Annotated in this window: 6 protein-coding genes and 1 pseudogene; 2 read left to right on the forward strand and 5 right to left on the reverse strand. The window is 54.6% G+C overall.

The genetic code is table 11. From position 1 onward, the window contains the following. Positions 1 to 20: 20 nt before the first annotated feature. From H5V44_RS17040 to H5V44_RS17055, 4 genes are all read right to left on the reverse strand, one after another. Positions 21 to 677 (reverse strand): HVO_2922 family protein, encoded by a 657-nt coding sequence (locus H5V44_RS17040; protein ID WP_185194338.1) that lies wholly within the window; start codon positions 675 to 677, stop codon positions 21 to 23. A 633-nt stretch (positions 678 to 1,310) separates the two neighbouring features. Then, complete coding sequence (locus H5V44_RS17045; RefSeq protein ID WP_185194339.1) at positions 1,311 to 2,240, reverse strand: NAD-dependent epimerase/dehydratase family protein; 930 nt, start codon at positions 2,238 to 2,240, stop codon at positions 1,311 to 1,313. A 194-nt stretch (positions 2,241 to 2,434) separates the two neighbouring features. Then, entirely contained in the window at positions 2,435 to 3,508 is a 1,074-nt protein-coding gene (locus tag H5V44_RS17050; protein WP_185194340.1) for a glucose-1-phosphate thymidylyltransferase, read from the reverse strand. Between the two features lie 3 nt (positions 3,509 to 3,511). Further along, on the reverse strand, positions 3,512 to 3,982 hold the full coding sequence (locus H5V44_RS17055; protein WP_185194341.1) for a dTDP-4-dehydrorhamnose 3,5-epimerase family protein: 471 nt from the start codon (positions 3,980 to 3,982) through the stop codon (positions 3,512 to 3,514). A gap of 189 nt (positions 3,983 to 4,171) precedes the next feature. On the opposite strand from H5V44_RS17055, the gene H5V44_RS17720 reads away from it, so the two are divergent. Together H5V44_RS17720 and rfbD are read left to right on the forward strand one after the other, a co-directional pair. Beyond that, positions 4,172 to 4,951 carry an NAD(P)/FAD-dependent oxidoreductase gene (locus H5V44_RS17720; protein ID WP_246404088.1) on the forward strand — a complete coding sequence of 260 codons (780 nt, stop codon included), beginning with the start codon at positions 4,172 to 4,174 and terminating at the stop codon, positions 4,949 to 4,951. Between the two features lie 457 nt (positions 4,952 to 5,408). Continuing rightward, positions 5,409 to 6,266: a dTDP-4-dehydrorhamnose reductase gene (gene rfbD / locus H5V44_RS17065; RefSeq protein WP_185194342.1), complete on the forward strand. Its 858-nt coding sequence runs from the start codon at positions 5,409 to 5,411 to the stop codon at positions 6,264 to 6,266. Positions 6,267 to 6,616: 350 nt separating this feature from the next. Here the strand turns inward: rfbD and H5V44_RS17070 are convergent. Continuing rightward, positions 6,617 to 6,732, reverse strand: a pseudogene (locus tag H5V44_RS17070) (IS6 family transposase); the annotation flags it as partial.

The following is a 6,732-nucleotide window of genomic DNA, read 5'->3' on the forward strand; positions in this document are numbered from 1 at the left end:
AATCGGTGAGAAGCCGCTCGTCAGTTCTCGACGTCCTCGACCGGCGCGCCGGGGACGTTCTGTCGAACGCTGTTGAGTCCCTGTTTGGCCTTCTGCTTGGAGGCGTACCCCTGCCCGCCGTCGCCGATGATGTTCCCGTTGTCGTGGCGGAGCCGCCACCGCCACTTGCCGCCCTTGTCCTCGAAGAGCTCGAAGGTCGCGTCGCTGCCGCCGTCGGGCGCGTCGGGCGCGGGGTCGTCCTTCGAGTGGTCCTCGACGTAGGCGCCCGGAGCGTTCGAGCGGACACTCTCCAGTCCCTGTTTGGCCTTCTGCTTGGAGGCGTACCCCTCGCTGCTGTCGGCGATGATGTTGCCGTTGCGGTGTTCGAGCCGCCACCGCCACTGCCCGGCGGCGTCCTCGTACACCTCGAAGGTGGCCTTACTGGCTGCGGTCCCGGTCTCGACGTCGCCCGCTTCTTCCTCCCACTCCATCTCGATCTCGACGCTGACCGTGTCGTCTTCGCGTTCGACATCCACCTCGAAGTCGGTGTCGGCGGGGGGATCGACCGTGACGGTCTGCTCCTCGTCGACGGGGACCCGCTCCCCGCGGCCCAGCGCCGTCGCCAGCCGCCGGAGGTACGATGCGATCCCGCGTCGACTGCGCCTCCGCTCGGAGTCGTGGATGGTCTCTTCCGCCATACGGCGTAGGTCGGACAACGGACACATAATAGTACGGCTCGGGCTGTTGCCCGTGAGATAGACGGCGTCTGAGGGTCGCCGATCCGGGTGCGTCCCGGGATCGCCGAGGGAGTACTGTCGCCGGCGCACTCGAGGACCCGGGCCGCGACTCGAACCCGATCCCCGGTAGACGTCGGGGGGTCGGCCGGCGGACTCCTCCGCGGTGCGCCTCGCAGCACCCCCCGCTACCCGCCGTGTGCGGTCAGTCGCTCGCGGCGGAGTTCGTCGTCTGGAGCCCGTACAGTTCGGCGTAGGTCCCGTTCCGTTGCACCAGTTCGCGTGGATCCCACGCTCGACGATCCTGCCGTCCCGCATCGTGTATATCTGGTTCGCGTCGGTCGCCGGCGACAGCCGGTGGCTGATACTGTTGGCTATAACTACGTGAAGATGTTCGACACCCCGGGGTTCGAGATCCGTCACGGAACTGTAGCCGACAGTATGAGCCTCACACTCCGCTCTCATACGGCACGTACCTATCGGTCGTTGCGCACCTGACGAACTGGACGGGGTGTGGTGCTTGCGACTTTCCAGCTTTTTTTATTCGTGCCCGCCCTCAGTTGCCATCGTCAGTCCTGCGAAAAAAAGACAGTCTATTTACACGAATGTCCGGAACTTATCGGCCAACTCTTCAACGCCCTGCTCCAGCGTGTAACACGTTTTGAAGCCCTCGCTACGAATTTTCTCGTCGCTCACGATGTACGACAACTGGTTCAACTGCTCGGCCTCGGTGTACCCGATATCTACATCGGGGAAATACTTCACGATAGCATCAACGACATCCTGCAGTCGCCCGTTCTGCCCAACCACGTTGTACGCATCCCCGTCGCCCAGCTCGTTCGCGGCGAAAATCATTGAGCGGACAGAGTCCTGCACATGTAGGTACGGCCGCTTCTGGTTCTCTGCTCCCTCGTATACGGTCAGCGGCTGACCCGTTGCAGCGAGAAGAGCGAACTTATCCACAACCGTGTCAAACCGCATTCCGGTCGTCCAGCCGTAGACCGTCCCCAAGCGAAGTCCGGTCAGTCCCACCTCTCCATTGTAGATATCAAACATCTCTTGCTCGGCGGCCAGTTTAGCCTCACCGTAAGGGGACTCGGGATCGCAATCAAAGTTCTCAGTAATCTCTTCTTCAGTGCGGCCATACACGGAACAAGTCACGGCATTAACGAACTCATCAACACCCGCATCACGTGCATCCTTAAAGAGTTCAACAGCTGCTTCGTGATTAACCTCCCACGTTTTCTCAGGGATATCGAACGTCTCGGGAGCGTTCGTAATCGCTGCCAGGTGGAAAACCGTATTCACCCCCTTAAGCGCTTCTGCGCGTACCTCAGTGTCGCGGATGTCTCCCTCAACGAATTCGTAGTCGGCGTACGTCGGGAGATCCCATAGCGAATGGAACCGGGGCTGACGAAAGTTATCGAGAATTCGGATCGTTTCTTGCGAGAACGATGGGTGGTCCGGAAGCTCACGAATCAGTCGGGATCCGAGGTACCCCAGGCCACCTGTAACGAGTGTTGTCATTGATTAATCCTCCATCACGTACTGCTCGGGGTGTTCAAGCATATGTTGCTGTTCGCTCTCGCGGAGATCTGAGAATCGGAGTACTTCGTCGCACTTTAATCCCGGACACTTCATTTTGCGGTGGTCTTCTAGGACGTTTCCAGCGACGACTGTGCCACAGTTCGGACACGGTAAAGTAATGATTCGTACCATAATTAGAGCTCCAGCGATGAATTTTGCCCGATAATTAATCGTTCGCCGTCGGGTTTCTTCTTATGATTGGCGGTGATCGTCGCCTTACGGCCGATAAGACTGTCCACAATAGTTCGCTCAGCGCTGATCTCGGACTCCCCGACAACAACACTCGATTCGATGTGTCCTCCATCAATCACGCACTTATCTCCAATACTCGTATACGGGCCGAGATACGTATCCGATCTAATCGTAGTATCTTCGCCGATTGACACCGGCCCTCGAACGACGGCTCCCTGTTCAATAACGCTTCCATCTCCGAGTTCAATCCGGCCAGTCACAGACTCCTCATTCTCAACTGTGCCCTTGATGCTGGTCTTGATACCGTCCAGTACGAGTCTGTTGGTATGAAGGATGTCTTCGGGCTTTCCTGTGTCCTTCCACCAACCATAAACCATATGACTCTGAATTCTTTTTCCGTCATCAAGCAGCCCCTGGATTGCTTCTGTGATCTCGTATTCGCCTCGCCAGGATTTCTCCAGGGATTCGATCTGGTCAAAGATCGCGGGGGTGAAAACATAGATGCCGATGAGAGCGAGGTTGTTCGGCGGGTCGTCAGGCTTTTCGACGAGCTGGATTACGTCACCACCGTCGTTCACGTCCACGATACCGTATCGGGACGGCTCGTCTACCTCTTGCAGCCCGATCCCAGCAGCGTATTTTTCGGAATCGAAATCCTCGACGAGTTCCGTGATTCCTTCCCGCATCAAGTCATCACCGAGATAGACAACGAACGAGTCGTCCCCAACGAAGTCTTTCGCACAACCGACCGCGTGTGCTAGTCCAAGCGGTTCTCCTTGGACGATATAGGTGATTTCGACACCCCAGTCGCTACCGTCACCGAAGTACTCTTGAATCTCATCTCGACCTTTGTTGCCGAGAATGATACCGATCTCATCGATTTCCGCTTCAACTAGGTCATCGACGGCATACTCAAGAACTGGCTTATTAGCGATTGGGACGAGTTGCTTGGGGCCAGTATGGGTAATCGGACGCAGACGGGATCCCGTGCCGCCTGCAAGTATAACTCCTTTCATAGATTACTCGTGCGGGGGCTCTTCCCAGTCAAGCGGGATTTTGTCCGTATCGTAGGGAAGGCGCTCCTCGTCAGGATTCTCGTAGTCATAGAGGTTCGTCGGGAAATTAAGTAACAGAACCCGTTCGTCACCGACTGTTTTGAACCCGTGCCAGCAGTCCCCTGGAACACGGATCACGTTCATATTTCCTTCCCCAACAATGTAAGTATCAACTTCGCCTTGTGTAGGTGAGTCCTCGCGGTCATCGTAGATGCCGATCTTTGCCTTTCCACGGGGGACGACAAAGTGGTCAATCTGACCGCGGTGGTGGCGATGCCACGCACGGATGATTCCCGGGTACGTCTCGGAAAAGTAGGACATTGTTGGTTCGTCCTCTCCCTGGAAGAACTCCCAGTCTGAGCGCCAGATTTCCGTGAGACATCCGCGCTCGTCCGCATTAATCTGGAGTTCTTCTATTTCCACATCGTGTATCATACGCGTTCACTATGGCCGAAGTTTTAATCCCACTTACTGTTTGTGATGCCAGCCATACCGTTATTAGATAGAGCAGAACACTCAAGATGTTACCATAGTATGCCAACATATGTCTGAATACGATGTGGCCATCGTCGGAGGGGGTGTGTTGGGTGCTCCGTCGCATATCACTTAGCAGGTCAAGCTGACTTGAATATCTGTATCGTCGAGAAAGAACATCACCTTGCCGAACATCAGAGCGGACGTAACTCCGGTGTGCTCCATCCTGGGTTCAATTACCCTCCCGGTTCGCTGAAGGCGAAATTCGCAACCGAAGGAGCCCGCCGAATGAAAGAGTACTGTGAGGAGAACGATATCCCTCTCGAAAACTATAGCGGCGTTTGCAAGTCTTCGCTCACTCGATCGCACGCCGTCGTGCGATCGGATGTGCAATCAGTTGCAAACGCTACTATAGGTGTTCTTGTCGTCGCAACGGATCAAGAGGAACGAGAACGACTAACTGAAATCCGAGAACAGGCGGAAGAAAACAGGGTTGAGACGGAAATCTTAGAGACCAGAGAGGAAATCCAAGAGCACGAACCACACGCTGCCGGCGAAGCTGCCCTCTACTGCCCTGAAGCCGCCTCTGTTGACTCACAAAAGTACGTCTATTCACTTGCGGGCGACGCAGAGGACCGTGGCGTTGACTTTTATACCGGCTATGAGGTGAAGAAAATCAAAACAGCTGACGATACATACCACCTTCTCACCTCAAACGGAACAATCAGCGCGTCCCATCTCGTGAATGCTGCTGGACTATACGCTGACGAACTTGCCCATCAGATGGGCGTTGGAGAAGAGTATCAAATCGTGCCGTTCCGCGGCGAATACTACGAACTCGTCCCTCAAAAGCGTGATCCGGTGAATACGATGATTTACCCCACGCCAGATCCCGAAATCCCGTTCTTAGGGGTTCACTTCACGCGATGAACCGACGACAAGGTGATTATCGGTCCGAATGCCGTGCTCGCGTTCGGACGGGAGGCGTACGAAAACACCCAATTCGATATTTCAGAATTAGCATCGACACTCAAGTACGAAGGTTTCTGGAAGCTTCTGGCGTCGCCGAAGATGATTGGCGTCGCGCTCAACGAGTTGAACAAGTCGTATCGAAAAGAAGCGTTCATTGAGGCATCGTAGTCTCTTGTCCCAGAAATTGAAACCGAGGACTTCGGAAAAAGCTACGCTGGTATTCGTGCTCAAGTTGTTCGAGAGGACGGCACACTCATCAAAGACCCACTCTTTGAGCACGGGTCCCAATCTACCCACGTGCTGAATGCGGTCTCACGGGGGCTCACATCCTCACTCCCGTTCGGGGACTATCTCACGGAAGCGATCCTGAATCAAATAGAGTAAGATTTAGCACGGCTTACATAGAGGACAATCTATGCGAATCTTTGTAATCGGAGGGTCAGGTCTTGTCGGTTCAAACATTGTCGAGCAAGCAGAATCTCGTGGGGACACCGTTCGTTCGACGCACCTCGATACTCAGACGGAAACCACAGATATCGATCTGGACAAAACGGATGCAGGCCGAACTCAGTCCGTCATCACAGACTTTGACCCGGACGTTATCGTAGATACAGCAGCTTTCCACGCAGTTGACGACTGCGAAACGAAGCGGAATCGGGCTTGGAGTGTAAACGCTGCTGGAACTCGGAACGTCGCTACTGCGGCAAACGAAGCCGGCGCTCACCTCATTTACCTCTCTACGGACTACGTCTTTCCTGGCGACCCAGAGGAAATACCGTATACCGAGTCGGATCGGATCCAACCGGTCAACTACTATGCTGAGACGAAATATGCGGGCGAACGAGCAGCACGTATCGCAGATGAAGTGACTATCCTCCGGCCGAGTGTTATTTATGGCACAGCGAGCCAGAACTTCGTAACGTGGGCCCTTGGCGAGTTAGAAGACAGTAACGAATTGACTATCGTCAATGATCAGATATCCTCCCCCACATACGCCCCTGATTTGGCGAAAGTATGTCTTCGTCTCGGAGAGGAAAGCCAGACTGGACTATACCACTCAACAGGACCCGAGTCTATGTCACGGTATGAATTTACTGTTGTACTTGCAGAAGTGTGCGGGTACGATACGGATCTAGTTAAACCGATCACAACCGAAGAATTCGGTCAAGAGGCGCCACGGCCCACCGATAGTACGCTTGATTCCTCTACTCTCTACGATGCTATTGACTATGAGTTCAGGGACCCTGAATCAGCATTCGAAGAGTTGCGCTGAGATAGATAGAAGCGAGACACTATCTTTTTCAGCTGGAACACGCGCGCGATTCCAGTCATTGCCAGCCGTCACGCTATTGACCGTCGAGGCGGAACTGCATATGGGGGACTGAGTTTGTAGTCACTGGAATACGACGTGAAATACCGAGAACTCCGATCACGGAACACCGTCCCGATCTGGTCGCGGCCCATCGAAATCCCCTCATACAAATTGGAATACCCGATGGGTACCACGTAGTTCTGATGTCGCGCTAGATGTCCGGTGATACGTTGTCTCAGTTGTGTCGGGAATGTATTGCAGCAACACCGAGTGGAGTAATTCGATACAACCCAGAGGCTTCAAGGGTCGCGTTAAATTTGGCGTGAATTGTGCCGGACAGCGAGAGCTTGGAGCCACGATTCTGCTGTCGGTGGGTCGATATGACTGAAACTCGTTGCAAACGAAGACGTTCGTCGTTCTATTTCCC

It is taken from the genome of Halobellus ruber (assembly GCF_014212355.1).
Lineage (GTDB): Archaea > Halobacteriota > Halobacteria > Halobacteriales > Haloferacaceae > Haloquadratum > Haloquadratum rubrum.